This window comes from Polynucleobacter sphagniphilus, from assembly GCF_029892205.1.
Lineage (GTDB): Bacteria > Pseudomonadota > Gammaproteobacteria > Burkholderiales > Burkholderiaceae > Polynucleobacter > Polynucleobacter sphagniphilus.
The window spans coordinates 605,365-627,581 of sequence record NZ_JARXVX010000001.1 but is presented as its reverse complement, the minus strand read 5'-3'; the positions used below and the strand labels follow the sequence as shown (position 1 = coordinate 627,581).

Annotated in this window: 22 protein-coding genes and 1 tRNA gene; 15 read left to right on the top strand and 8 right to left on the bottom strand. The window is 43.8% G+C overall.

Translation table 11 applies throughout. The features are described 5' to 3' along the window. The first annotated feature begins 6 nt into the window (after window positions 1-6). The 6 genes from M2125_RS03310 to M2125_RS03285 all read left to right on the top strand — a co-directional run bounded on the left by M2125_RS03310 (window position 7) and on the right by M2125_RS03285 (window position 8,148). Window positions 7-1,794 carry an acyl-CoA dehydrogenase C-terminal domain-containing protein gene (locus tag M2125_RS03310; RefSeq protein WP_280742474.1) on the top strand — a complete coding sequence of 596 codons (1,788 nt, stop codon included), beginning with the start codon at window positions 7-9 and terminating at the stop codon, window positions 1,792-1,794. 10 nt (window positions 1,795-1,804) lie between these two features. Then, window positions 1,805-4,246, top strand: coding sequence for a 3-hydroxyacyl-CoA dehydrogenase NAD-binding domain-containing protein (locus M2125_RS03305; RefSeq protein WP_280742473.1), 2,442 nt, complete (start codon window positions 1,805-1,807; stop codon window positions 4,244-4,246). 20 nt (window positions 4,247-4,266) lie between these two features. Further along, window positions 4,267-5,463, top strand: coding sequence for an acetyl-CoA C-acyltransferase (locus M2125_RS03300; RefSeq protein WP_277540739.1), 1,197 nt, complete (start codon window positions 4,267-4,269; stop codon window positions 5,461-5,463). A 19-nt stretch (window positions 5,464-5,482) separates the two neighbouring features. Next, on the top strand, window positions 5,483-5,941 hold the full coding sequence (locus M2125_RS03295; RefSeq protein ID WP_280742472.1) for a DUF2147 domain-containing protein: 459 nt from the start codon (window positions 5,483-5,485) through the stop codon (window positions 5,939-5,941). 558 nt (window positions 5,942-6,499) lie between these two features. Further along, on the top strand, window positions 6,500-6,841 hold the full coding sequence (locus M2125_RS03290) for a helix-turn-helix domain-containing protein (RefSeq protein ID WP_076023255.1): 342 nt from the start codon (window positions 6,500-6,502) through the stop codon (window positions 6,839-6,841). Further along, window positions 6,841-8,148, top strand: a complete 1,308-nt coding sequence (locus M2125_RS03285; RefSeq protein ID WP_280742471.1) for a type II toxin-antitoxin system HipA family toxin — start codon at window positions 6,841-6,843, stop codon at window positions 8,146-8,148. The genes M2125_RS03290 and M2125_RS03285 overlap by 1 nt, the downstream gene beginning before the upstream one ends. A gap of 29 nt (window positions 8,149-8,177) precedes the next feature. Here the strand turns inward: M2125_RS03285 and M2125_RS03280 are convergent, their stop codons facing one another. Then, complete coding sequence (locus M2125_RS03280; protein WP_076023254.1) at window positions 8,178-8,945, bottom strand: metallophosphoesterase; 768 nt, start codon at window positions 8,943-8,945, stop codon at window positions 8,178-8,180. 529 nt (window positions 8,946-9,474) lie between these two features. Continuing rightward, the gene (locus M2125_RS03275) at window positions 9,475-10,944 is read right to left on the bottom strand and encodes a Fic family protein (RefSeq protein WP_277540731.1); all 1,470 of its coding nucleotides are present in this window, start codon (window positions 10,942-10,944) and stop codon (window positions 9,475-9,477) included. 707 nt (window positions 10,945-11,651) lie between these two features. On the opposite strand from M2125_RS03275, the gene M2125_RS03270 reads away from it, so the two are divergent. The 6 genes from M2125_RS03270 to M2125_RS03245 all read left to right on the top strand — a co-directional run bounded on the left by M2125_RS03270 (window position 11,652) and on the right by M2125_RS03245 (window position 15,657). Further along, window positions 11,652-12,866 (top strand): tyrosine-type recombinase/integrase, encoded by a 1,215-nt coding sequence (locus M2125_RS03270; RefSeq protein ID WP_072582320.1) that lies wholly within the window; start codon window positions 11,652-11,654, stop codon window positions 12,864-12,866. A gap of 1 nt (window position 12,867) precedes the next feature. Then, window positions 12,868-13,587 carry a hypothetical protein gene (locus M2125_RS03265; protein WP_280742470.1) on the top strand — a complete coding sequence of 240 codons (720 nt, stop codon included), beginning with the start codon at window positions 12,868-12,870 and terminating at the stop codon, window positions 13,585-13,587. A gap of 88 nt (window positions 13,588-13,675) precedes the next feature. Continuing rightward, window positions 13,676-13,882 carry a helix-turn-helix transcriptional regulator gene (locus M2125_RS03260; protein ID WP_280742469.1) on the top strand — a complete coding sequence of 69 codons (207 nt, stop codon included), beginning with the start codon at window positions 13,676-13,678 and terminating at the stop codon, window positions 13,880-13,882. Beyond that, complete coding sequence (locus M2125_RS03255) at window positions 13,855-14,337, top strand: hypothetical protein (protein ID WP_280742468.1); 483 nt, start codon at window positions 13,855-13,857, stop codon at window positions 14,335-14,337. Before M2125_RS03260 ends, M2125_RS03255 begins: the two co-directional genes overlap by 28 nt. 239 nt (window positions 14,338-14,576) lie before the next feature. Continuing rightward, on the top strand, window positions 14,577-14,987 hold the full coding sequence (locus M2125_RS03250) for a hypothetical protein (protein WP_280741906.1): 411 nt from the start codon (window positions 14,577-14,579) through the stop codon (window positions 14,985-14,987). 1 nt (window position 14,988) lies between these two features. Then, window positions 14,989-15,657 carry a hypothetical protein gene (locus M2125_RS03245; protein WP_072582314.1) on the top strand — a complete coding sequence of 223 codons (669 nt, stop codon included), beginning with the start codon at window positions 14,989-14,991 and terminating at the stop codon, window positions 15,655-15,657. 91 nt (window positions 15,658-15,748) lie between these two features. On the opposite strand, the gene M2125_RS03240 is transcribed toward M2125_RS03245, so the two are convergent. Continuing rightward, a complete protein-coding gene (locus M2125_RS03240) occupies window positions 15,749-16,144 on the bottom strand; it encodes a hypothetical protein (RefSeq protein WP_280742467.1) in 396 nt (131 codons plus the stop codon). 84 nt (window positions 16,145-16,228) lie between these two features. Then, on the bottom strand, window positions 16,229-16,513 hold the full coding sequence (locus M2125_RS03235) for a helix-turn-helix domain-containing protein (protein ID WP_280742466.1): 285 nt from the start codon (window positions 16,511-16,513) through the stop codon (window positions 16,229-16,231). A gap of 203 nt (window positions 16,514-16,716) precedes the next feature. On the opposite strand from M2125_RS03235, the gene M2125_RS03230 reads away from it, so the two are divergent. The 3 genes from M2125_RS03230 to M2125_RS03220 all read left to right on the top strand — a co-directional run bounded on the left by M2125_RS03230 (window position 16,717) and on the right by M2125_RS03220 (window position 18,223). Continuing rightward, window positions 16,717-17,103 (top strand): hypothetical protein, encoded by a 387-nt coding sequence (locus M2125_RS03230; RefSeq protein WP_280742465.1) that lies wholly within the window; start codon window positions 16,717-16,719, stop codon window positions 17,101-17,103. Window positions 17,104-17,150: 47 nt separating this feature from the next. Continuing rightward, the gene (locus M2125_RS03225; protein ID WP_280741910.1) at window positions 17,151-17,828 is read left to right on the top strand and encodes a hypothetical protein; all 678 of its coding nucleotides are present in this window, start codon (window positions 17,151-17,153) and stop codon (window positions 17,826-17,828) included. Window positions 17,829-17,935: 107 nt separating this feature from the next. Continuing rightward, window positions 17,936-18,223, top strand: coding sequence for a hypothetical protein (locus M2125_RS03220; protein ID WP_280741911.1), 288 nt, complete (start codon window positions 17,936-17,938; stop codon window positions 18,221-18,223). Between the two features lie 241 nt (window positions 18,224-18,464). Here M2125_RS03220 and M2125_RS03215 read toward each other — a convergent pair. From M2125_RS03215 to M2125_RS03200, 4 genes are all read right to left on the bottom strand, one after another. After that, window positions 18,465-18,559 (bottom strand) — tRNA-Ser (locus tag M2125_RS03215). 79 nt (window positions 18,560-18,638) lie between these two features. Further along, window positions 18,639-19,889 carry an aspartate kinase gene (locus M2125_RS03210; RefSeq protein ID WP_277539800.1) on the bottom strand — a complete coding sequence of 417 codons (1,251 nt, stop codon included), beginning with the start codon at window positions 19,887-19,889 and terminating at the stop codon, window positions 18,639-18,641. 86 nt (window positions 19,890-19,975) lie between these two features. Beyond that, entirely contained in the window at window positions 19,976-21,280 is a 1,305-nt protein-coding gene (gene tilS / locus M2125_RS03205) for a tRNA lysidine(34) synthetase TilS (protein ID WP_280742464.1), read from the bottom strand. After that, a complete protein-coding gene (locus tag M2125_RS03200; RefSeq protein WP_076023250.1) occupies window positions 21,246-22,217 on the bottom strand; it encodes an acetyl-CoA carboxylase carboxyltransferase subunit alpha in 972 nt (323 codons plus the stop codon). Before M2125_RS03200 ends, tilS begins: the two co-directional genes overlap by 35 nt.

The window sequence follows — 22,217 nt, the reverse complement described above, 5'->3', positions numbered from 1 at the left end:
AAAACGATGCCTCAATACAACCCGCCTTTACGTGATATTCAATTTGTTATCCATGAACTACTAGATGCAAATAAAACCCTTGCCGCTTTACCAAACTATCAAGACATCGACAAAGAGACAATCAATCAAATCATTGAAGAGGCTGGTAAATTTGCTAGCGAGGTTGCCTTCCCCTTAAACCAAATTGGGGATAAAGAGGGTTGCACTCGGAATGAGGATGGCTCAGTCATCACTCCCAAAGGATTCAAAGAGGCTTACCAACAATATGTTGATGGTGGCTGGCCTTCCCTTTCTTGCGATCCCCAATATGGCGGCCAAGGTTTGCCCCAATTATTGAATACCGTTCTCTATGAGACCCTGAATTCTGCCAACCAATCCTGGACGATGTATCCGGGTTTATCTCACGGTGCTTATGAATGCCTCCATGCTCATGGCACTGATGAGCAGAAGAAGGTCTATTTAGAGAAGTTGGTATCAGGTCATTGGACCGGCACCATGTGCCTGACCGAACCTCAGTGTGGAACTGACTTGGGGATTCTGAAGACAAAAGCAGATCCATTGGCCGACGGTACTTATTCGATTACCGGGACTAAGATTTTTATTTCCAGCGGTGAACATGACTTAGCTGAAAATATTGTTCACCTGGTGTTAGCTCGACTTCCAGATGCACCCAAGGGCACTAAAGGCATTTCATTGTTTGCCGTTCCTAAATATTTGATTAATAGTGATGGCACACTAGGAGCTCGAAATCAGGTTACCTGCGGCTCCCTGGAGCATAAGATGGGTATTCATGGCAATGCCACATGCGTGATGAACTTTGATAGCGCAATCGGCACCTTAGTGGGCGAACCTCACAAGGGCTTAAACGCCATGTTTGTCATGATGAATGCTGCTCGCCTGGGCGTAGGCATGCAAAGCCTTGGATTGACTGAGGTGGCCTACCAAAACTCGGCTGCCTACGCTAAGGAGCGTTTACAAATGCGCAGCCTTACTGGCGCCAAGGAACCTGAAAAAGCGGCTGATCCCATCATCGTTCACCCCGACGTGCGCAGAATGTTGTTGACTCAAAGAGCCTATGCAGAAGGTGCCCGAGCATTTGCCTACTGGGTAGCATTAATGATCGATACTGAGCTCAATCACCCCAATGGGGATGTGCGTAAGGACACGGCTGACATGGTTACCCTACTCACCCCAATAGTTAAAGCCTTTTTAACCGATAACGCCTTTGCAGCTACCAATGAAGGAATGCAAGTATTTGGTGGTCATGGCTATATTGCCGAATGGGGCATGGAGCAATATGTAAGAGATGCACGCATTAATATGATTTATGAAGGTACTAACACCATCCAATCACTTGATCTATTGGGACGTAAGGTATTAGGTGATATGGGCGCAAAACTGCGTAAATTTGGCAAACTGGTTGAAGCCTTTATAGACGAAGAAGGCGTACGCAAAGAGATGCAGGAGTTTGTCGATCCTTTAGCCGACATTGCCACCAAAGTAGAAAAGCTCACTAAAGAAATTGGCATGAAGGCGATGATGAACCATGAAGAAGTGGGTGCCGCAGCCGTACCTTACCTTCGAACTGTTGGTCACTTAGTCTACGCATATTTATTTGCACGCATGGCAAAGATTGCGTTAAATAATAAAGTTAGCGGTGATTCGTTTTATGAAGCCAAACTAGCAACTGCCCGCTTCTACTTTGAGAAACTCCTTCCTGAAACTGCAATGCTCATACGTCAAGCTCGCGCTGGCTCCAAATCCTTGATGGCAATGCCAGCCGATCTCTTCTGAAAGATTGAATATGACTGAAAACAAAGTGATTAAAAAAGTGGCTATTTTGGGAGCAGGTGTGATGGGTGCCCAGATTGCCGCTCAGTGCATCAATGTTGGCTTGCCTGTAGTCTTGTTTGACTTGGCTAGTAAATCCGAAGATGGCAAAGCAGAAAATAAAAACGCAATTGCTTTAAAGGCCATTGAGAATCTTAAAAAACTCAAGCCGGCTCCTCTGGGTCTTGCTGCTGATGCCAACCTTATTGTGGCAGCAAACTACGATGATGATTTGGGGCTGCTGGCAAGCTGTGACTTGATTATTGAAGCAATTGCTGAACGCCTCGACTGGAAGCATGCTCTGTATGAAAAAGTTGCGCCTCATATTCCTGCGCATGCCCTATTTGCTACCAATACTTCTGGACTGCCCATTGGAGAACTAGCAAAAGGTTTTTCAGGTGAGCTAAAGAAACGCTTTTGCGGTGTGCACTTCTTTAATCCACCAAGGTATATGCATTTACTAGAGCTAATTCCAGCTAGCGATACTGATCCAACAGTATTGGATGCCCTAGAAACCTTCATGACCTCTACCATGGGTAAAGGAGTTGTCAGAGCCAAAGATACGCCAAACTTTATTGGTAATCGTGTGGGGGTTTTCTCGATCCTGGCAGTATTTGCGCAGGCAGAAAAATTTGGGCTCGGCTTTGATGCCGTTGATGCGGTTACCGGCAGCAAATTAGGTCGCGCCAAATCAGCAACCTTTCGCACCAGCGATGTAGTTGGCCTTGATACCATGGCGCATGTAATCAAAACTATGGAAGATTCACTGCAAGGTGACTCCTTCTCTGGAATTTTTAAGATTCCAGAAGTAGTTAAGCAATTAATTGCTAAAGGGGCTTTAGGACAAAAGACGAAGGCAGGCTTTTATCGCAAAGATGGCAAGACTGTCATGGTTTTAGATGTTGCCTCAGGGGAATACAAACCATCAACGGCCGTGATTGATCCACTGATTGAACGCATTCTTAAGAAACCCATTGGTGAGCGCCTGGAATTACTTAGAAATACGGAAGATCCACAAGCCCAATTTTTGTGGGCTATTTATCGAGATATCTTTCACTATTGCGCCATTCACCTTGGCAGCATTGCCGAGTCTGCTCGTGAAATTGACTTTGCAATGCGTTGGGGTTATGGCTGGGACAAAGGCCCATTTGAGGATTGGCAGGCTGCCGGCGTAACGCAGGTCGCCAACTGGATTAAAGAAGATATTGAGCAAGGTAAAACGCTGAGCAAGGAAGCTTTACCCGCATGGCTATTTAGTGGGCCTGTCGCAGAGAAGCAAGCATTTCATACGCCCGAGGGTTCGTGGTCTGCATCTGAAAATATATATATCCCCCGCTCCTCCCTGCCCGTTTATGAAAAACAAATATTCAGGGCTGCCTTACTGGGTGATGGCTCACCAGATCCAAAAACGGCTGGCACGACCATTTATGAGAATCCAGATCTGCGCGCTTGGGTAGACGAACATCAGTCCGAAGTATTGATTGCCTCATTTAAATCAAAAATGAATACCTTTAGCCCAGAGGTCTTGAATGGGATCGTAAAAGCAATAGAAATTGCAGAGGCTCATTACGCTGGCCTTGTGATTTGGCAACCCACCTCCCTCAAGTTGGGAACACCAGGCGGCCCATTCTCGGCAGGCGCTAATCTAGAGGCTGCACTGCCTATGGTCATGAAAAATGGTCCTGCTGGAGTAGAGCCGTTTGTCAAACTCTTCCAAGACACCATGATGCGGGTTAAATACGCTCAAGTGCCAATAGTTGCGGCAGTCTCTGGTATCGCCTTAGGTGGCGGCTGTGAACTCGTTATGCAATCTGCACGTAGGGTCGCGGCGATTGAGAGTTATATCGGCCTGGTTGAGATTGGCGTTGGCTTGCTTCCTGCTGGTGGCGGACTAAAAGAAGCAGCCATTCGGGCAGCACAAGGCGTGACTCTTGCTGGTAATTCGAACTTCCTAGATTTCACCAAAGGCTCTTTTGAGAATGCCGCAATGGCAAAGGTATCATCCTCTGCACAAGAAGCAATGAAGATGTCTTATCTCCAAAAAGGTGACATTATTGTTGCTAATGTCTATGAGCTATTGGCGCTTGCGCAAAGCCAAGTGAAAGCCATGCGTTATTCAGGCTATAGACCACCGATTCCAACTCTGATTCCAGTCGGCGGACGTTCAGTTGCAGCCACCGTGATGGGACAAGTGGTCAATATGCGTGATGGGGGATTTATTTCTGAGCATGATGCCCATATTGCCCAGAAAATTATCAGCATTATCACTGGCGGCGATGTAGAAGCTGGCACCTTAGTAACTGAAGAATGGTTGCTGAAGCTAGAGCGGCAGGCCTTTGTTGAATTAATTGGTCACCCCAAAACAATGGAACGCATTATGGGCTTGCTACAAACCGGCAAACCTGTGCGCAACTAATACCTCAGAAAACATTAATCATGAAAAATATTCAAGATGCTTATATTGTTGCCGCCACAAGAAGTGCCGTTAGTAAAGCGGGTCGTGGTTCCTTAAAAAATACTCGGCCTGATGATTTACTGGGCAAGGCCTTGCAACACGCCTTAACTCAGGTCCCTACACTAGATCCAGCAGCAGTGGAAGATGCCATCATTGGCTGCGCCATGCCAGAGGCCCAACAAGGTCTCAATATTGCGCGTGTTGGGCTTTTACTTGGAGGGCTTCCCAATACGGTTGGGGGCATTACCGTAAATCGTTTTTGCTCATCAGGATTAAATGCGATAGCAATGGCCGCCGATCGCATCCGAGTTGGCGAGGCAGATGTCATGATTGCTGGTGGCGTGGAATCCATGAGTATGGTGCCCATGGGTGGCAATACACCCTCCCTCTCCCCTGAAATCTTCATGAGCGATGAGAATATCGGCATTGCTTATGGCATGGGCTTGACTGCGGAAAAAGTGGCTCAGCAGTGGAAAATTAGCCGCGAAGATCAAGATGCTTTTGCATTAGCCTCTCATCAAAAAGCGATCGCTGCCCAAGCGGCCGGGGAATTTAATGCCGAGATCTTCCCAGTTCAAGTTGCTAATCGCAGTATGAATCTAGAGCAAGGCCAAGTAGATATTCATTGGCATGAGTTCTCGAGAGATGAGGGGCCTAGAAGCGATACCTCATTAGAGAGCTTGGCTAAATTGAAATCCCCTTTTGCTGCAAGAGGAAGTGTGACTGCTGGCAATAGCTCACAGACATCTGATGGTGCTGGCGTACTCATTTTGGCCAGTGAAAAGGCAATCAAAACTTTTGGCTTGACCCCTCTTGCCCGCTTTCTCAGCTTTGCAGTCAAGGGTGTCCCGCCAGAGATTATGGGCATTGGACCTAAAGAGGCGATTCCAGCAGCCCTTCGACTCGCGGGTCTAACTCAAGATGATATTGACTGGTATGAGCTCAATGAAGCTTTTGCTGCGCAATCATTGGCTGTGATGCGAGATCTCAAGCTAGATCCGTCTAAAGTCAATCCACTGGGTAGCGCGATTGCACTTGGCCATCCATTGGGGGCTACTGGCGCCATTAGAGCGGCGACAGCAATCCATGCACTACAAAGACGCAAGATCAAACATGCCATGGTCACAATGTGTGTTGGAACAGGTATGGGTGCCGCCGGTATTTTTGAGCGCTGCTAAATTTATCAAGGAGTCCGGAATGATCAAAAATACTTTATGGTGTTGGATTGCTCTCGCTGGAATGGCGAGCAACATTGCCATTGCACAATCAACTGATCTAGCAATTGGTATTTGGAAAACGATTGATGACAAAACCAACCAACCAGCTTCCTTAATCAAGATTGAAGAAGTCAATGGCGCTCTAGAGGGAACGATTATTAAGACATTCCCCAGTCCCGGAGTTACCCCACTGGTGTATTGCAATCTTTGCAAGGGTGAGCTCAAAGATAAGCCCCTCATTGGCATGAAGATTATGAGCAACCTTCATCAAGACCAGATAGGAATATGGTCAGGAGGGAAAATTCTTGATCCTAAGGAAGGCGAATATTACAACGTCAAACTAGCAACCGAAGATGGTAAAAGGATGGATGTACGCGGCTACATCGGAATACCACTCTTAGGAAGAACACAGGTTTGGTATAAAGCCGAGCAGCAATAAAAAACCACCCGGAGGTGGTTTTTTGGTAACAAAGCAATTGCATCTTTACAAAGCTTTATTCCGCCTAAATACCTGGCGGAGACGAGAACTAGATTTTAGCCCTCCTCCAAAGTCTATCAATGTCCATTAAACCCTTTGCTTATATAGCTTACAAGGTAGACCCTACTCCCGAGTAATCCATTCAAACTTACTAAAATCTAAGTTTCATTGGTAAGCGAGATGGTTAGAAACTATGGGTACAAAGCTGAATGGTCGAACTCAAAACACAAAGATCAATGGGTAGAAACGGCCTATAGAAGGCAAGATCAGCTAGAAAAAAGGGCTTGCTTGATGAGCGACTGGGAGGGCTCTATAGAAAAACGTATGGAGAATCTGTCCGGTAAAGAGGTGTCCCTTTGACGGAATTACAAGCCTAAATTTTCTACTTAAAATCATTAAAAGACTTATAAATGAGTCATTAAAACACTTAAAGACTTATTTATGAGTTATATTTATTGACCTATAGCATATAAACAGGTATATTAAAGCCTCATACTTAACAAAATGCATGAGGCAACTATGCGCATAGATCAAGAACTGACCCTAGCATCAAAGCAACTTGGCCAATCCGCTGAAATAGCGCATTGCCTTGTTTCTTTGCGTCTTGCGCGTCGTGTTCGCCAGGGAGAAGCTGCAGTTCGTGCCGGCCTATCTCGCGCTACTGCACAACGCATTGAAAAAGGTGATCCTGGTGTGGCGATTGGCGCGCTTTTGCGTTACTTAGATGCAATCGCTCCAGGCATGACCTTGTTGCAACTCTTAAGCGGAGATGATCCTGCGATCATTGCTTTAGAGCGTCGCTCACGTCCACAACGCGTGCGTGCTTTAAATGCAGCGGAAATGAAAGCGCTTGATTTCTGATGGCCAATACCACTAAAGATCTTTTTGTCTTTGCCAATCTTGATGGGCAATTTGTACCAGCAGGACAACTGCAAGTGGATGAAGAAGGCTCAAGACTCATTGCATCTTCCTTTGCTTATGGCCTGCGCTACTTAGATAGGAGCAACGCACAAGAAGTGGATCCAGTGGCCCTGAGCCTGAAGAATAAAAATGAGATCAAAGGTAAACGCCTCATTCCACCAAATAGCTTAAAAGCTTTTGGTGGAATTCGGGATGCTGCTCCTGATTCGTGGGGAAGAAGAGTGATTGAAGCTAGGCTCAAGGTTCCAGCCAATAGCCTTGCAGAATCAACTTATCTCCTCGAAGCAGGTAGTGATCGTGTTGGGGCTTTAGATATTCGATTAGCGCTTGACCAAGAAGAGCGCCCTGCTCATGAGAGTATTCACAATCTATCTTACGTACTCGAAGGGGCGGAGAAGATTGAAGCAGGTTTGCCAGTATCAGAGTCGCTATCTAGAATTTTGATTGTGGGTAGCGGTCTTGGGGGTATGCGCCCAAAGGCAAGTGTGCGCGACGATGAAAATATTTTATGGATGGCCAAGTTCCCAGGCAACAACGATGGAGCCTTAGATGTACCGAGCATTGAGCACGCTACCCTTAAACTTGCACAGCTAGCTGGTCTAAAGGTTGCGCAAACTCAATTAGAACAAGTCGGCAAAAAAAAAGTATTGATGGTCAAACGCTTTGATCGCTCTTGGACTACTTCAGCTCGTTCAGTCGAAATTCGTCATCACGTCGTTAGTGCCCTCACCCTCCTCGCTTGCCACGAATCAGAATCCAATACAAAAAGCTATATGGATATTGCTGATGCCATCCGTAGATATTGCGTGATTCCAACAGTCAAATCGGATATTGAAGAGCTATTTGCGCGCATGATCTTTAATCTTTTTGTGAGTAACGATGATGATCATCTACGCAATCATGCATTCTTATGGGATCATAAGCTGAAAGGCTGGAGTCTAAGCCCACTCTATGACGTGATGCCACATGCAGTCATCGCAAGTGAGCGCTATCAACATTTGGGCGTTGGTCCTCAAGGTAAATTAGCCACACTAGATAATGCTTATGGCGCCAAAGAGCGCTTTGGTCTATCGGCGCAGCAAGCAAGCGCCATTATCGATCGCATATGGCGAGTAACCAGACAATGGAAAACACACTTTGAAAATCTTGGAATTACCTCAGAGCAAATCCAGGAGATCTCTCTAGCCTTTAGGCATATTGATGACATTTGCAGTCCTGAATTAATCAAGGCTTTAGCTAAAAGCTAACTCCACATCTCAGCGATCTTGTTGAGTAACTAGATGTCAATAATTAAAGATGGATTAAATTCTGGATTCTCGGCGTGGCTAGATCGAACATAACCGCGAGGGTTGCAAACTACCCTAGTGCCATTTAATTCATAATCGCAGGAATCATGCGTATGCCCATGAATCCATAGTGACATCTTTCCAAAGAGATGGACTAACTCGGAGGAAAAACAGGCGGATAGTAAATCCGGCTTGTATCGCTCTGCTACTGAACTCATTGAAGGTAAATGATGGGTAACCACCACAGTCTTGCCATTAAATGGACTCTCTAACTCTTTTTGTAGCCAGGCTAGTGACTTTTCATGCAATTGAATCGATTTTTTTGGGGAAAAATTTCTGCCTCCGTCACGGATTCTTCTGAAGTCATTTAAGTAAAGCTCACCATACGTTAGGCATTTAGATTTTAGCTCTTCGCCAAATAATAAAAAGTCAGTCCATAACGTAGCTCCCAAGAAGCGGATGGAAGTCTTTGTTTTAGAGTCCTGCAATTGAAGTACATCATCATCTAGAAAATGAATAGCATTTTCTGCGCATGCATTTCGGATATCTTCAAGCGCATGGCAACGCTGCGAACCATAGAACTCATGATTGCCAGCCACATAAATAATTGCTTGCTGAGGAAACGATTTCCTAGCCCAAGTTACACCTTCCGCGCGAAGGCCGATATCACCCGCCAGAACAACAACATCTGCCGTATTTGATGCGGGGGTAAAGTCAGCAAACTCTAGATGTAAATCACTCAGTACATGAAGTTTCATAAATTGGATAAGACATGATCGTAACTTTTATGTGGAGAGCTAGTGTATTCAATACATTAACCATGCCACCAAAATGCAATTAGCGATTGTTAGCTTCATTAGCATTAGCCACACATCTGAAATCAAATATTGCTTGACTGGTAAGCGTAGTGGTAAGCGGGAGAAATTAAGAAAAAGCCCCGGTTAGGGGGCTAAGTCTATGCTGCGTATAGCAAAAGGCAGAAAAAATGCCAAAAGTGATGGCGGAGACGAGATCTAGGTTTTGACCCTCCTGTCATGTGCACCAATGTCCATTAAATCTTTTATATATATGGCTTAGAAGGTAGACCCTACTCCCGAGCAATCCATTCAAACTTACTAAAATCCATGTTTTGCTGGTAAGCGGGATGGTAAGCAAATGATGGCCTTACATAGTTAGGATGCAAGCCAAAAGGTCTGGGAAGATTAAACTTCAGGCAACTGAATTACCCAATTTATCATTGCGCCAGCCCTTGGGTTGACCTTGATAGAATTAGCAAGGCTTTTTGAATCAGTCCGCTATCTTCATATATTCAGCTTCAATTGCATTAAATATTTCTTCCGGCACCGTTGCAGAAAATTTCTTACGACGGTTAGCTGATAGCTTTCCATTTTGTTCCATGCAGGTCAAAATTAAGGCGTTGAGATCCTTGCCGCGTATATCAAACTGACTATCAATAGCACGGTAAATAAGGTCATACTTTGCCAAGAACTCGGTCTCTTCTCTTAAGTCCTTTTCCAATGCTTGCTTGGCCATCTCCAATCCAAAATCAACACAGGCAGTGGCATTCCAATAGCGATATAAGGAATCATTTGATTTGAATGTCATTTGATATTCATCACCATCAATCCAAATAACTTCCCAGCGCTTGCGAGCAGGTTCAGAAAAGCTCTTTAGAGCGGTTAGATATAAATCTTCATTCCGCTTCATCGCAATGGATACTGGCAATAGCAGGCCATTCTTTAAAGCGCCAGACTGGCATATTGCATGATGAAATAAAAATCTGGACAAACGTCCATTTCCATCCATAAATGGGTGAATGAAAACAAACCCGAATGAAATAATCGCAGCTGCAACCAAGGGGTCTATCTGCTTTGGCGAGGCATTAGCAAAATCTACCAAACCCTTCATCAAGTCATTAACAATTTCAGGTGGTGGTGGAATATACGTTACGCCAGCAGCACCACGTAACGGACTACTTAACCAATTCTGCTCATGCCGATAATGAACGGCCCTATCTAATGGGTTTGTAATGGCAGTGTTTTGCAATCCAACCAAGTATTCTTCATTCAATTGAGGAGTCAGATGTGCTTTTTTAAGCAGCTCTACAAATGCTTCTGCTTTAGTTGCGCTTGGTGTTTCATGCTCAATCTCAAAAGAACTTTTGGTCTCGCTTAAATAAGCCCATGACATTGCCCTATCGGACGCGGCTCCACCAAGCTGCGATAGAAATTCATTTGCCTTCTGGAGGATGTTGGATTCAAGCAAGCTATTAATACGTGCGGTTCGCTCAACAGTTACGCAGTAATCCAAAGAACCCAATCCATTGAAATGAACCCGCCATTTAGCATTGCGTATGCTTGGACCGGTAATGTATTTTTTTGGGTCAAATAAATTGACCATCGGCCCTGTAATTACTGGCGCGCCCTTTAACTCTTGCCTATTAAAAGCTTCCCACAAAAAACATGCTGTGCGTATATAAACGCCTGTTGGCGATTCACTAATGGCAGCCAGCATCTCTTGGGCCGGGATTTTTCTTAAGGCCTGCGATAGCAGCTGAAGATTAACCCCTTCATGCTTTAGCGCAAACAAAAGGTGGCTTAGTGGGCGATCATCTTTAGGGGCTACCTTTGCCGGTATCAACAATGCGCCCTGAGTGGGCGTTACACTGGTTACCGAGGCAAGGCGTGCGGGTACCAGAGGATCAAAAGCACTGAGATCTAACTGACTTTTTACTCGTGAGTAGCCTATTTCACTCATATTTCCCTCAAGCTCCGCTTTTTCGTTCGAATGGTTATTTTCCCATACTTTTTCTTACATATACACACTTTTTCTTACGATTAGACATATTTACATACTTTTTATTACATTTTTTAATAGATTCCTACATTTTTAAACATATCCTCACTTTTTCCTACTAAATAGCTATTTAAATGATTTTTTACTAGTGGCATCGAGGGCCTGAATTCACCTTGAAAATGCAGTTTTCTTAATATGCCACCTACCAGGCGCAACATGTCGAAAGCACCTGAGATATCCATATTGCCTAAATTTTGAGCAATTTAAACCATTAGGTTTTAGAGCTAGATTTGGCAACTAAACTCTAGAGCATCCCAAAACAAGCATTGCTTGGGTGGTAAGCGTACTGGTAAGCGGGAGTAGTAAAGAAAAAGCCCCGGTTAGGGGGCTAAGTCATTGATGCGTATGGTAAAAAAGAGAAAAAATGCCAAAAGTGCTGGCGGAGACGAGATCCAATAGAGGCTTGATGACTTCTTGGGAGTTATTGAGTGTTCTAGATAGTCCTTGTGCTTCTTGCCCCCTCCTGCCTTCTGGGGAAAATAGGCAATAAGTATTACGAAACATGTACTCAATAAATCCGAAAAGTTACCTTTGAGACTTATAGGTTACTTCCCCAATCACAGCAATTGCGTGGTGAATGTGGGGAACCTTAAATTAGGGGGATTTATATGAAACAAGCGTTTACCGATACCTTTATCAAGAATCTTAAAACTCCAGGGCGCTATACAGATGCAGCAATTGCGGGATTAAACCTCAATATCAAACCGAGTGGTGGCGGTTATTGGGTATTTAGGTACTCATATGCGGGAAAAAGATTGGACTTATCCCTTGGGTCCTACCCCGCCATTACCTTAAAAGAGGCTCGAAAAAGAGCTTTGGCATCCAGAAATGAGTTAATGCAAGGAAAAAAACCAGCAACTTACTGGAAAGCTCAAATAACACCAGAACAAATTGATAAGCCTCTATTTAGCGACTATGCCAAACAATGCATAGATTCAAAAAAAGCGGAATGGCAAAATCCAAAACATAAAGATCAATGGTTCAACACAATTGATCAATACGCCAATCCATTTATTGGAAAAAAGGCATTAGACGAAATTGATACTCAAGATATCTTGGATATTCTCACTCCAATTTGGTTCACCAAAACTGAAACGGCCTCACGTCTGCGGGGTCGTATCGAGTGGATTTTGGCATCAGCCAATACAAGAAAGCTTAGATATGGAATTAATCCAGCAGCATGGCGTGGTCATTTAGAGACAATTCTGCCAAAACCATCCAAAATTGCACCGGTTAAGCATCACCCCGCTTTACCGTATGCAGAGATTACTAGTTTCTTACGAATATTAAGAGAAAAGGAAGGCACTACCGCATTAGCATTGGAATTTCTAATTCTGAATGCCAATCGCTCCGGTGAGGTTCTTAATGGATTACGTAGTGAAATAACACAGGAGGGACTTTGGATTATTCCGGCACACCGTATGAAGGCAAAAAAGGAACATAGGATACCTTTAGGAAAAAGATCTATGGAGTTGCTGGCAATCGCTAAATCCTTTGATCCAGATAGTAAATATTTATTTTCACGAGATGGCAAACAACTTTCTAGTATGGCTATGTTGATGATGCTTAGAAAAATTAACCCTAAAGTTACCATCCATGGATTTAGATCAAGCTTTCGGGATTGGGTTTCAGAAGAAACAATGCATAGTCCAGAGGTTGCTGAAAAAGCTTTAGCCCATAAAGTTGTAAATCAAGTAGAGGCCGCTTATAGACGTGGTGATTTATTAGAGCATCGGAAGCGATTAATGAAAGACTGGGAGGATTATTGCCTCACTGGTGGGTGGGGTAATGTAGTTAATATTGCAGAGAAAAGGGCTGCTTAAGATGCGACGAAATTCAGATAACCAATATTTGCAAATAATTGGCCTAATCGGTGATGATCTAGTTGCTCATCGTAAGTACCCATCAAGAAGAGTCTATAAATCCTCAAGACAAATTAAAAAGAAAGTTACCCCACGTGACTTAGTAAAAGCATTTTGGTATCAATTTAAAGAAGATTTTCATAAGAGGATGGATGAATTAGTTTACCTAAATGAAAATAACCTACTGTCAGATCATGAGTTTGAAATCATTAAAAAATACTCTTTAGTAATGGGGGGATATTTTTTAGATGCCCTCCAAGAGGATGTGATTCAACAGAAAACAATTTTGGTTTGCGCAAAAAAAATGTATGCCGCTCAACAAAGCCTAGCTGCTGAAATTGAAGGTTTGAACAAAAATAAGCTTGATAACCGTATCAATGCAATCACAACTCTTAAAGAAATCATCTTAGATATTCGTTGTTTTATGTTTTCAGTTGCCACTACAAAAGAGGCTGTTTTTGTAAATTCTAGTAATGGCTTGCCAATATATAGCCATAGGCCGATAAAACAAGCAGCCAAGGAGGCTTTTTTTAAAATAATGCATCAGCATGTAGCTGAAAATGGTCCAAGGTCACGACCTCGTGAAAAAACTATTTTAAGAAGACTTGAGGAGTTAGGTCACAGAGTGAGCGAAAGAACCTTACGAAACTGGAAATCCCAATCTATCAAAAGCCATAAATAACAATTTATAGGCAATAAGTGTTTGATTCTGGTGATTAATAAACACCTATTCGAAACAATACATTCATCTCTTGTATCAAGGAAAGAAGATGAACGAAAGTACAACACAACATACTATTGGCGACCAGTTACTGAGGATTAAAGCAGTCTCTGAACAAACAACTCTATCTAAGAGTTGCATCAATCTATGGGTAGCTCAAGAAAAGTTTCCAAGACCAATCACCTTATCTAATACCGTAAAGGTATGGCGACAGTCTCATATTAATAAATGGCTTCAGAAGGTCGAGGACCAATGAATTTGGTTGCTGTAGGGGCAATAAGGTCAAAGCTCAATGAGATTCTGAGTAACCCCAGTCATGCAGTCACCATCACCTTTAGATCTGAAAAGCTACCCAATAGCAAAGAGGAGAAATTGTTATTTGCATCAAGTGCTTTTTCATGGTTTTTACACGTACTTAGTGATCGTTGTTTTGGTAAAGCCCACAGAAAAGATGGCAGACATATCGGAGTGATCACTATTGTCGAAGGCATGGGGCGTAATAAACGTATGCATCTACATTTAGCAATTAGATCTCCGGGAGAGATGACCGAAACTCTATTCCTAAAAAAAATAAACAGCTCGACTAGAAAAGTTCATAGCTTTGGAAATATTGTTGTAAAGCCCTGGATCGATAATGGTTGGACGGATTACATAACGAAAGAGAAGGATTTTGAAGTCCTTTGGGAGTATTGCCTTAGCAGCACACAATAAGAGTCTTTCGTTGCCCATAAAGCATGTAGATTAGGCAAATGAAAGAGTACAGGAGTCGGACTGATTGCTGGAAAAAGGGCTCAGTAAAAGCTGCCATGGCTTGGTTAGACCTATGGCTAAAAATGAAATGATTGATAGTCAGATCTGTAGTTCCACTACACATCTCATACGACTACTAATCAGATTATTAAGGGTAAACCCGCTACTAGTGGGACTAGTAGTAGCAAGAAGAATCCTTGATGCTTTTATCTAAAGTAGAGAGAAATGGAAGAAACGAGATGACGATTGGACATAAAACTGGGGGTAGACAAGCAGGCACTCCAAATAAGGCTTCAAATGACTCAAGAAGGGCTATTTCAGCATTGATAGAGGGGAACATAGATAAGCTGTCTGAATGGCTTGATACAGTCGCTTCTGGCGTCCGTAAAGTTGATATTGAGACGGGGAAGCAAACGCACGAATATCTGGTGCGTCCCAACCCTGCTAAAGCTTTTGATATGTTTATGTCGGCAGTTGAATACACCATTCCTAAATTAGCTCGGACTGAAATTATTGAGGAAGCCATTGACTCGGAAGAAGCAAATGAGAGAGCTCAGGTATTCTTTGATCTGATTGCTGAATTGAAAAGAAAACGCCAAGAAGAGATCTAACTTGAAGTTACCATCCCCACCTAAAATCCGACTTCGCACAAAAATACTAGTAGGTATTTTTGTATTAGCAAGCGTGGGTTCCTACTATATTTTTATTAATCATGGTTATTTACATTCCACTAGATATGACAAAGGCACCCTTTACTATAGTCTTCATAGGTCTGGAGAATGTGAGCTAAAAATTGATGGCAAGATCAATGACTCCTTAATAAACGCTTTTGATGAGGTCATGAAAAAAGCAGACCACTCGGGATGCAGCTCCTATGAATTGCAGCTTAATTCGGGCGGCGGGAACCTAGCCGTTGCACTTGATCTTGGGAACATCATCAAAATGAGAAAGATGACCACGATTGCTCTCAATCGATGCAAATCTGGATGTGTGTACCTTTTCATTTCAGGCGAACAGAGAATTGCCTCTAAGCACACTGTTTTTGGAATGCATAAAGGTAGAAACACTAAGAGCGGAGAATGTGCCAATCCGAGCCATCCCCCAACAGATAGCCCTAACTTTTTTAGCGATCTGCAGAAGTACGCAGATAAAAGACTTGGAAAAAAGGCTGGGAAATTCTTTGTAGCCAAAGAAAATGTAGCTGGCTGCAATGAAATGCTTCAGATCGACAATGAAGAATTTCAAAGAAATGGGATCATCAATACATTAACTGATGATTAAATTTCACCCCATACTAATCAGATTACCATAGGGTTTACCATTAGTAATCTGATTATCATAGGGTTTACCCTTAGTAGTTAAACTACTATTGTCACGCTGAATAAGGGTTCTCTCTACCACGGCCATTAAAGATATCAGCATCAGAAATGTCTTCGCACATTTTCAGAATTGACACTGACCAGCCCTCAGCCTGACCTTCTCCTGCTCCGATTGACACAGTAGCATTACTAAACCAATCTTCAATTAGCTGATTTGCCATATCAATCTCTTGTTCAGACATCGACTGGCGAAGAAAGTCTGGAATCTCTTGTGCAAAAGATTCTCCCAAAAGGACCGCAAGACTAGCCCACCTGTAGGCTTCAACTCGACGATTGGGATAATCATCCGATCCTATGATCTGTGCTGCTAGGAAGTATTGAAAACCACTATGCCCATATTGGGCAAGACGATGGAATCGCTCCCAATCAGGATGGTTTTCATTGAACAATTGATGCTCCAGCATGTAAATACTAACTATTAGTTATAGGTCTGGAACAGTTTAACTAAAGCTAATACATGATTAGAGCTTGTCTTAATTCCCCATTAAATCTTCGGTGGCATCAATCAACTTACCGGGTTTAATTTCAAGGGCTTGGGCGAGGCGCAAGATCAGCACCAGATTGGGTAGGTGTTCCCCTCTTTCAATCTTCCCCATATGGGATCGCTCAACTGATGCTAAGGAGCTCAATGCTTCTTGGGATATGTCCATTTCCAGTCTTCTCGCCCTGACCACTTTGCCGAAAGCAATAGCAGGCTTTGCGTCATAGGATACAGAACCCTTTGGGCGCCCAGGACTGATTTTGCGGTTCTTTTCCATTGACAAAAGAATCGCAAGGTTGGAGACTAATAACCACGTTAAATTTAACTAGTATTTTTGATTTAAATTAAATTACAGAATTGCCCTCCCCGAGCTCCTAGATGAATAAATGCATCAAAGCATCACCCGTCTTACTTCTTTTTTTAATTTGCACGTCTGTATTTGGGCAAACAGAAAAGATCTATTTATCTTGCAAAACTACATTGGAATTCAAAAATCTAAATTTAAAAGGTGAAGATGTATCTAAGGGAGAAAAGGGTATTTTGATAGATGCTAAAACTGGTGCAGTTTTAGAGGGTTCAATTGCAGCGGGCTGGAACAAGATTGATGGCTTCAAATCAGAATCATCTGAAATTAGCTTCAGTGGATCTTTAGGTAATAACGCATCTAGTACCCATACTTATAAGCCCTATGAAAAGGTACACATCATTGCCTACTATTCTTTTGATCGAATTACGGGGAAATTTGACGCCTATACGTCGTATCGGACTTTAGATAAAGATGGAAAGATTTCAGACTCTAGATGGCGACCAGAATTACAGGAGCATGAAACAGGCAATTGTGAGGCCACCAAAGGTATTAAATTCTGACAACTTTAAAGTTGGCAGATGGCTTAAAGGGTCCAAAGCGAGAAAAGATGAAAAAATACTTTATTTCAATGCTGTGCCTAATGACATTAGCTAGCTGTGGTGGCGGGAACTATCAACAAGTAAGTACGGCACCTAAATTAACACCCGCAGAAAAGCTAGCAGACACATACGTCGAAGCCGTTAAGGTCGCAAATCAAAAAACTAAGCAATGTAGCGACTCAATTCAGGCCACTGATGAGGCAAAGTTGGTGCATAAAGAAGTCTTATTCGCCGGTCAAAAAGACCCTAATGCAAAAGACTTAATGCTCTCAAAGCAGCGTTTGAATTCTAAACAGTCTGCCGCCCTACAGAAATTTATGATTGAACAAAAAAGCTGTCGAAGCATTCGCCTGAATGCTCTTGATAAGACTCCCTATCTACCATCTGTTTGGCTTGATTTCTACAAAAAATCTGATGATTTGGGAGCGCAGTTATTGAATAAAAAAATCACGATTGGTGAAGCAAATCAACAATGGATGACCATCCTTCAAGAAACAAATGTAAACCTAAATGAAGCAAAGCGAAAAATTTACAATGATGTAATGGCAATGCGTGAAAAAGAAGTTGATTTAGATCTAAAACAACGAGGAGTGGCTGCCCAACAGGCTCAAGCTCAGGCTGCAAGAGAGGCTAACAATCGACAGGCTTGGAAAGATTCCTGGTGGAATAAAGGCCCTATAAATTAAATGGTATGCCTGATCCTAATCGCCCTCAACAAATAAACCCTATGTCCAAAGTGTGCACTCCCAATGGATATGGCGGTTATGTATGTCAATAACATTTATATGGGTTCATGATGAAGAAAATTCTTTTCGCTTATGTTTTGTTAATGAGCATGAATGCAATAGCTCAAAATCCAAATTGGAATGAATGCCAATATCAGCAAAACCCTCAGCAATGTATGCAGGGTGTGCCAGCATGGCAGCAAACCCCCGCCCCAATTCAACAACAGGGGAATGGAGTTACCCAGGGTAGACAGATTCAACTTCAGGGCCTACCTGATCCCAATAGACCGCAGCAAGTAAATCCAATGCCAGTTCAATGTAGGCCTAATGGTTACGGGGGCTTTAATTGCCAGTAGCATTCATCGGGAATGGCGCTTAGGACTATTAAGTCATGTTTTTGATAACTACACACTAACTTTTCAAAAAAACTAGTGGTAAGGTTAGGAACATTGGATCGCCCTCGTAAGCTGCGATGATGGATGGATTGCCGAACCTTACTGGTGCAACCTATGGCCCAACTGATTTAAAGGCCAACGTGGGGAAAATTGTGGTGAAAAAGAAAAAAGGGCTAAAAAGCCCTTTTAACTATTGACATCTTGGCGGAGACGAGAGGATTCGAACCTCCGATCAGAGTTTTAGCCCCGATGCTCCCTTAGCAGGGGAGTGCCTTCGACCAGCTCGGCCACGTCTCCTTACTTCGATACATTTACAACGCCCCACAGTTTAACGGATTCCGTTGACTGAGGGGAATTACTGCTCCTTATTGCCCTTTTACTTCTGATCCAGCTCAAATGCCTTATGCAAGGCACGTACTGCTAATTCCATATATTTCTCATCGATTACGACAGAAATCTTAATTTCGCTGGTGGAGATCATCAAGATATTGATACCCTCTTCCGATAAGGTACGGAACATTTTGCTCGCGATTCCTACATGGGAGCGCATCCCAACGCCAACTACGGAAACCTTGGAGACTTTTGGATCGCCAGTGATTTCTTTAGCTTCAATATGCGCCTGAACATTGTTTTTGAGCAAGTCCAAAGCTTTTTGATAATCAGCACGTGGAACAGTGAAAGTGAAATCTGTTTTACCCTCAAAAGACTGATTTTGAATAATGATGTCGACATCAATATTGGCATTCGCAATCGGCCCTAGGATTTGGTATGCAATGCCTGGTCGATCAGGAACTCCTAAAACGGTAATCTTTGCTTCATCACGCGCAAAGGCAATGCCGGAAATAACGGCGGCTTCCATAGTGCTGTCCTCTTCAAATGTAATCAAGGTGCCTGACTTCATCTCTTCAGCCAAGGGCATCAAAGGATCTGTCAAGGAAGACAGAACCCGGGTTTTAACTTTGTACTTACCAGCAAACTCCACTGAACGAATTTGCAAGACCTTTGAACCAAGGCTGGCCATTTCCAGCATTTCTTCAAAAGTAATGCGATCTAAGCGGCGGGCATCTTCGCAAACACGAGGATCGGTTGTATAAACACCATCGACATCGGTGTAGATCAAACACTCATCGGCCTTCAGGGCGGCTGCCATCGCTACAGCAGATGTGTCAGAACCGCCTCGACCCAAGGTAGTGATATTGCCATTGGGATCTACACCCTGAAATCCGGTTACCACTACTGCACGGCCTGCATTTAAATCTGCAAGGATCTTTTTATCGTCAATCGATTTAATGCGCGCCTTTGTAAAAGCAGAATCGGTATGCACTGTTACCTGCCAACCGGCATAACTCACCGCATCCACTCCTTCGCGCATTAAGGCCAGGGCCAACAAGCCAGAGCTGACCTGCTCGCCGGTTGAGGCAATTTGATCGAGCTCACGCGGGTTTGCATCGGGATTAATATCCTTTGCCAAACCCAGTAAGCGATTTGTTTCACCCGACATAGCGGAAGGAACGATCACCACCTGGTGACCCGCACGCATCCATTTAGCTACGCGTTTCGCAACATTCTGAATGCGCTCTACCGAGCCCATTGAGGTGCCGCCATACTTATGAACAATAAGAGCCATAAAAACCGTCAGTAATCAGGAAATGAATTCCTAAGGATCTAAAAAGGGCTTATTTTACAGGGTTTTGAGCCACCGTCTGCGACCATTCAGGTTGCAGGCAACCACTGAGGCCACACACGGGGTCCAACCAGAGCTAAATGGGGGTAACTCACTCCCACACCTGCCACCGCGATTAACTCGCCGTTGATGTAAAGCAAGGGCGCTTGGCGCTCCCATGGGGGCACCTGGAGCTCTTGAAATAGATTTTTGAGAGTCTTTCGGGGGCTGCTGGGCTTAATTTGCAATTTCTCAGCACCGCTACGCTTCCTCAACTCAATGGATCCACTGCTTTGAGCTTCCTCTATCCAATCCAGAGAAATACCTGGTAATTTACTGCGCACTGATATTGGCTTAAAAACCCACTCCCCCGTGTTCTCTTGGCGGTTTGGGCTGGTGACCTGTAGCTTGCTGCGCCACAGGCAAATACTGACCCCATCATGTTGCCATTTCAGTTGGGCTGAAGGCTTTACAGAATGAAGATCGCTCCACCAAGACTGCAAACGCTCTTGTGAAGGCATGCCTAGGTTATGACTCTTTAACCAATAGCGCAACACATTATTTGCCGCGGGCAAGTCGCTCTTTGCAAGCGCTTTGAGGGGGGCGACTTTTAATTCATGCTGGGTGAAGATTGCCTGACCATCTTGCTCGGCCAGTCGATCCAGCAGTCCTTGCGCTTGGGCCATGAGCTGCGCACTACGCGCCAAATTAGCCACTGCCTCTGGCTGAATTTGAACAAGCTTTGGGAGAATATATTTACGAACTGCATTGCGCCGATAGCTCGTATCGACATTGCTGGGATCCTCAATCCATTTGAGCTTATGTTCTTTTGCATAAGACTCAAGCTGCGCCCTGCTTTGATCAAGCAATGGGCGCCATAAGGTGATGCTTTTACCCTTGACTAGCTCACGCTGCTGCGGCATTCCCGCCATGCCAGCAATACCGGACCCCCTGAGTAATTGCAATAGGATGGTCTCAGCTTGATCGTTTTGATGGTGGGCTAAAAGTAAATCATGGATGTTGTGTTCAACACACAGATCTTCAAGCGCCTCATAACGGCCTGCTCGCGCCCGCGCCTCAATATTACCTTGAGCTTGATTATTTTTTAGATGTAGAAGGCGGAAATCAAAATGAACTTTGTATTTTTTTGCAAGCTGCTCGCAAAATAGAATCCACTCATCAGCAGCCTTTTGTAAACCGTGATGGATATGGAATACCCAAATCTCGGTGTGGTCAGGATCACTCGCCTTGCAAACTGAATCGAGCAATACAACCGAATCTAAGCCACCACTTAAGGCAACAGCGATTCGATTGATTGTTTTAGGATTTTTTTTCGATTTCCTTGAACTTGCCATAACTCATTAACCGTTCATGGCGACGCTCGAGAAGTGCGCTCTCTTTCATGCCTTCAAATACCTTGAGTGACTCTGCTAATGCTTTGCGCATATGAGTCATCATGGTGTCGTAATCCCGGTGCGCACCACCAATGGGCTCAGGAACAATCTTATCGATCAAGCCAATGGCTTTAATACGTTGGGCAGTTAAACCCAACTGCTCCGCAGCTTCTGATGCCTTTTCGGCTGTCTTCCATAAAATAGAGGCGCAGCCTTCTGGTGAAATGACAGAGTACGTAGAGTTTTGCAACATGAGTACTACATCACCCATCGCAATCGCTAAAGCGCCACCTGACCCACCCTCACCGATAATGGTGGCGATGATGGGTACTTTTAATTCTGCTTGTACATATAAGTTTCGACCAATTGCCTCTGATTGATTGTGCTCTTCCGCATCAATTCCCGGGAAAGCGCCCGGGGTATCAACGAACGTAAATACAGGCAAGCCAAATTTTTCGGCTAGGCGCATCAGGCGCATTGCTTTGCGATAACCCTCTGGACGACTCATACCAAAATTACGCAGAGCCCGCTCTTTAGTATCACGCCCTTTTTGATGACCAATCACCATGCATGGCATACCTTCAAAGCGGGCTAAACCACCAACAATGGATTGATCATCTGCAAATGTACGATCGCCATGCAACTCGTGAAAATCTGTGAATAACGCGTTCACGTAGTCTAGGGTGTAAGGACGCTGCGGATGGCGTGCAACCTGACACACTTGCCATGGCGTTAAATTGGCATAAACGTCTTTAGTTAATTGCTGACTCTTTTCGGACAAGGTTTTAATCTCATCGGAAATATCTACCGATGATTCATCTTGCACAAATTGAAGCTCTTCAATCTTTGACTCTAGTTCAGCAATTGACTGCTCAAAATCCAGGAAAGTCGTTTTCAT